Raw genomic sequence first — 4,302 nt, forward strand, 5'->3', positions numbered from 1 at the left:
AGCATCGATCTTCGCGCCGAAGTCCGGGTCGAGGTGGCTCTGCGTCGGTGCCTTGCTGCCCCACGGCCCCGGCTGCTCGACGAGAAGCCAGCCGGTGGCCACGACGGCTGTCCCGGGCAGCGGCTCCCGCAGCTCCCGGCAGATGGTCGAACAGAGGCCCGGCCGTCCGGTCGCCTGGGTTGGTGCGCTCACGCCCATCACGGTACGCGAGTGGAGCCGGTCGTCCTCATGATGATTCTCACCTGTGGACAACCCGGCTCCGCCCTAGCAGCAGAACAGCCAGTACTGCCGCCGCGAACGCGCAGACCGCCGCTCCGGCGAAGATCGTGTGCACTTGTGAAATCGCTGCTTCCCGGAGTGCGTCGATGAAAGGCCGGCACGTTCCCGGCGCGGTCGGACAGAGCTCGTTCGGGGAGGGGATGTCGTCGACCAGGGTGTAGTACCGGCGCAGGCCGATGGCTGTCAGGGCAGAGACACCGACGAGCATGCCGACCATCCGGGCCACCACGATCAGGGCGCTGACGAGTCCGTGGCTGTCCGCCCGGGTGGCCGCCAGGATCGCGGTGTTCACGGGGGACAACGCCAGCCCGAAGCCGAACCCGCAGACCAGCAGCGCGATCGTCGCGGGAGCGTGCTTCAGTGCGTCCCGCTCCCAGAACGCCATCAGGACGAACATCGCGCCGGCCAGCCCGAGCCCGAGCCCGCTGATCAGGCCGAGCCCGTACCGCCGGGTCAGCCACCCGCCGACGACCGCGCCGACCGGCAGCGCGATGAGGAACCTCAGCAGTACGAGTGCGGCGGCCAGTTGGCCACCACCTTGCGTAGTACGGGCGAAGACGGGGACGTCGACGAGTGCCGCGATCAGAGCCGCTCCGACGAGGAAGCTGACCAGCAGAGATCCCCAGGCCGCCTTGGGCCCGAGTAACCCGGGCGGGACGATCGCGTGCGTAGTACGGCGTTGCCACAGGGCGAAGGCGATCGCGAACAAAGCTGCGGCGACCAGGAGCCATGGACCGGCCGGGGCCATCACCTCGCGCTCTGGATCGGCCGTGGCGAAAGCAAGGACGACGCCGGCGAGGGCTAGAGCCAGCAGGAATGCCCCGACGAGGTCTACCTGCTTCAACACTCCGCGGTACCGGCCGCGGGCTTGCAGGAGAACCATGGCCAGCCAGAGCAACGCAAGTACGAGCGTGACGACGCCGATCGGGGTGAGCAGCCGTGACTCGCCAGTGAACGGTACGAAGGGGAGGCCCAGCGTTATCCCGCTCGCTAATCGCTCTGGTGCGGTCAGGGTGAGCCCTAGCGCTATGCAAGCAAGGACACCGACCGCGGCTGACAAAGGTGGTCGCCGAAGCCCACGCAACAGCAGAGCAAGCACAACGGCTACAACCAGGTTGAGCCAGAAGATGTAGCGCCAGTCAGCTACGGCCAGGACAGCGGCGCCCAGTAGCGGGCCGAGGACCGACCCGAGTTCCTGGACGGCTCCGACCACACCCAGAGGCAGTCCGCGTTTCTCGGCGGGCCAGAGATCGGCAACCAGGGCAAGGGTGGCCGGCACGAGACCGCCACCGCCTACGCCTTGCAGGAATCGTCCGGTGACCACCAGGGAGAGGTCGTACGCCGATGCCGTGATCAGCGAACCCACTGCGAACAACAGCAGCGCGCCGACCAGTACAGGCGTCCTGCCGACGACATCTGCGATCCGGCCGATCAAGGGCAGGACGGCGATGTAGCCGAGCAGGAAGCCGGAGATGATCGGCGCCGCACGTTGCAGCTGGTCCGCGGACAGGCCGACGCCGGACATCATGTCCGGCAGAGCCAGCACTACAACGTACGTGTCCGCCGCAGCGAAGGCGACAGCGACCGACGCGAGACTCAACCGCGCCCGGGCGCTGGTCACGGCTTCTTGATCTCTACCTGTTCGCCGTACTTGTCGAAGGTCACGTCGTAGCTGCTGGTCGCGCCGTCGTAGAACGGCCCGGTGAGCGTTGCCGACACCAACTGCTTGGTGTCCTTGTCGATCTTGAAGCTGCTGGGGAACTCCCCGTCGGCCGGGGCCTTCGGGAAGATGCCCTGCAACGTCTTGCCTTGCACGGTACCGGTGATCTCGGTCAGCACCTTCGCGCCGTCGCGCGTCTCGCCCTTGACCACTGGGTCCTTCAGGGTCGGCAGCACCGAGGTCAGACCCTTCGCCGGATCCAGCAGGATCGCCGGATCCGGAGCTCCCAGGCCGGCCAGCTGGGACGGCGGGAAGTCGGTGAAGCCTGGTGTGAACGGCAGCTTGACGTAGACCTTGCTGCCGACCGCCACCACATCGGCGTCGATCGGGGCACCGGCAGCACGCACGGTCAGCTTGCCCTTGAAGGCCGGGGCGTGGGTCGCGACGCCGTCGCCGCTGGCCAGTGTCTGCGCCGAGTCGGGCAGGTCGCGTCCAGTCAGCACGATGTGCACGCTGGCCGTTTCGTCGATCGTCTTCTTGGCATCGGTGAGCAGCGCCACGGCGTCGTCAGCGGTCTTGCCGTCGGTGCCGGCGTCCTTGTTGTCGCTTCCGCTGCAGCCGGTGAGGGCGAGCAACAGGACCGCACCGAGCGTGACCAGTCTCTTCATGCCCTCAGCCTGCCAGGTCCGAGGCGCAGGCAGCGATCGGCTGCTGCACCGGTACTCCGGAGCCGTCGCGCCGGGGGTCCAGCGGCGGAAGGTCGACCGGGGCACCGCTGCTCGCGCTGGCCCGGACCGGAGCGGTGCCGATGAAGCCGAGCAGTAGCCCGTCCTCACCCTTGAGCAGCCGGTGGCAACGAACGCCTCCGGTGCCACGGCCCTTGCCCGGGTACTCGCTGAACGGTGTCACCTTGACCGCGCCGACCTCGGTGCCCGGCAGCGCGGAGGACGAGCCGGAGATCGTGACGACGTGCGACTCCTTGCCCGGGTCGACGGCACCGAAGTACGTCACCTTGGCGCCGGTAGCGAGACGGACACCGGCCATGCCACCAGCCGTGCGGCCCTGCGGGCGGACGACCGAGGCGCCGAAGTGCAGCAGTTGCGCGTCGCTGGTGATGAAGCAGAGCTCCTCTTCGCCGGTGGTCAGCTCGACCGCGCCGACGACCTCGTCGCCGTCGTTGAGCCGGATCACCTCCCACGAGTCGCGGTTGCTCAGGTGGTCCGGCACGACTCGCTTGACCACGCCAGTCGCAGTACCGAGGGCGATGCCGACCGAGTCGGGATCCATCGTGGTCAGGGCCAGGCCGCGCTCACCTGGTTCGAGGGAGACGAACTCGGCGACCGGCGCGCCGCCCTGCAGGTTCGGGGCATTGGCTGTCGACGGGACGGCGGGCAGGTCGAGCGACTCCAGCCGGATCAACCGGCCGGTGCTGGTGATCAGCCCGTACTGGCCGCGGGCGCTGCTCTTGACCGCGGACACGATCGCGTCGTGCTTGGCCCGGGCGTCACCGGCGCCGAACGGCTCGACGCCGTTGGTCCGGGCGAGCAGACCGGTCGAGCTCATCAGCACCCAGCACGGGTCGTCGGTGACCTCGAGCGGGACCGCGGCGGTCTTGGTCGCGCCGGACGACTCGAGCAGCACGGTTCGCCGCGGGGTGCCGTAGGTCTTGGCGATGTCGGCGAGCTCGTCGGAGACGATCTTGCGGAGCAGGCTCTCGTCCTCGAGGATCGCGGTCAGCTTCTCGATCTCGCGCTCGAGCTCGCTCTTCTCGGTCTCGAGTTCGAGCTTGGAGAACTTGGTCAGCCGGCGCAGCGGCATGTCCAGGATGTAGTTCGCCTGCACCTCGGAGAGGTCGTAGATGTCGATCAACCGGGCCCGCGCCGCCGCGGCGTCGTCACTGCTCCGGATGATCTGGATCACCTCGTCGATGTCCAGGATCGCGATCAGCAGGCCGTCGACGATGTGCAGCCGATCCTGCGCCTTCTTCCGGCGGAACTCGCTGCGCCGCCGGGTCACGTCGAACCGGTGCAGCAGGTAGACGTCGAGCAGCTCGCGCAGGCCGAGGGTGCGGGGCTGGCCGTCGACCAGGCAGACCGCGTTGATGGAGAACGAGTCCTCCAGCGGGGTCAGCTTGTACAGCTGCTCCAGCAGCGCCTCGGGGACGAAGCCGTTCTTGACCTCGATCACCAGCTGGGTGCCGTGGGAGCGGTCGGTCAGGTCCTTGACGTCCGCGATGCCCTGCAGCTTCTTGGCCTGGACCAGGGTCTTGATCTTCTCGATCACCTTCTCCGGGCCGACCGTGTACGGCAGCTCGGTGACCACGATGCCCTTGCGCCGCGGGGTGACGTTCTCGATCCGGGCGG

3 protein-coding genes and 1 pseudogene are annotated in these 4,302 nt (G+C 68.2%); all 4 read right to left on the minus strand.

Features of this window, described 5'->3' with window-relative positions:
• A pseudogene (locus VFG33_RS08195) lies at positions 1-198 on the minus strand (sucrase ferredoxin); the annotation flags it as partial.
• Between the two features lie 40 nt (positions 199-238).
• A complete protein-coding gene (locus VFG33_RS08200; RefSeq protein ID WP_325024084.1) occupies positions 239-1,900 on the minus strand; it encodes an MFS transporter in 1,662 nt (553 codons plus the stop codon).
• Positions 1,897-2,607 (minus strand): LppX_LprAFG lipoprotein, encoded by a 711-nt coding sequence (locus tag VFG33_RS08205; protein ID WP_325024085.1) that lies wholly within the window; start codon positions 2,605-2,607, stop codon positions 1,897-1,899. The genes VFG33_RS08200 and VFG33_RS08205 overlap by 4 nt, the downstream gene beginning before the upstream one ends.
• Positions 2,608-2,611: 4 nt before the next feature.
• Positions 2,612-4,302 (minus strand): DNA gyrase subunit A (locus VFG33_RS08210; protein ID WP_325024086.1); only part of this gene is annotated, 1,691 nt, incomplete at its 5' end.

Source organism: Kribbella sp. (assembly GCF_035687465.1).
Classification (GTDB): domain Bacteria; phylum Actinomycetota; class Actinomycetes; order Propionibacteriales; family Kribbellaceae; genus Kribbella.